This is a genomic window from Rhodohalobacter sp. 8-1, assembly GCF_038150125.1.
Taxonomy (GTDB): domain Bacteria; phylum Bacteroidota; class Rhodothermia; order Balneolales; family Balneolaceae; genus SW132.
The window spans coordinates 1-612 of the sequence record NZ_JBBVMF010000061.1 but is presented as its reverse complement, the minus strand read 5'-3'; the positions used below and the strand labels follow the sequence as shown (position 1 = coordinate 612).

1 protein-coding gene is annotated in these 612 nt (G+C 52.1%); it reads left to right on the top strand.

All coding sequences use genetic code 11. The annotated features are described in order from the left end of the window. On the top strand, positions 1 to 612 hold a 612-nt coding region (locus tag AABW11_RS20005), incomplete at both ends, for a reverse transcriptase domain-containing protein (protein WP_340107103.1).

Here is a 612-nt window from a genome sequence, read left to right as displayed (position 1 = left end):
ATTCGCCGGATGATAGATAAGTGGCTTAAAGCCGGTGTGCTGGAAGGCGGGAGGTTGTCCTACCCGCAGGAAGGCACCCCGCAAGGAGGAGTTATCTCTCCCTTGCTGAGCAACATCTATCTGCACTACGTGCTGGATGAGTGGTTTATCGAAGCTATCCAGCCCCGGCTGAAAGGTGGCAGCAGTCTGATACGCTTTGCCGACGACTTTCTGTTGTTGTTCGACAGGAAGGAAGACGCCGAACGCGTGATGAAGGTGCTGCCCAAGCGCTTGCAGAAATATGGACTCACCCTTCACCCGGAGAAAACCAAGCTTGTTGAGGTGACAGGCCGGGACAGGGGCACTCCGAGCACGTTTGACTTTTTAGGCTTCACCCATTACATGGGCAAAAGCCGTAAGGGCAAGCGTATTCTCAAGCGGAAAACCAGCAAGAAAAAGCTGAAGGCCTCCCTGCAGCGGATGAACCAGTGGATAAAGGCGAACAGGCATAAACCTGTGGATCAACTCATCTACGAACTCAACCGAAAGCTACGAGGTCACTATGGGTACTATGGGATTACATTTAACTATCCGGGACTCAACCACTACCACCATAAAACAAGGCGGATGCTA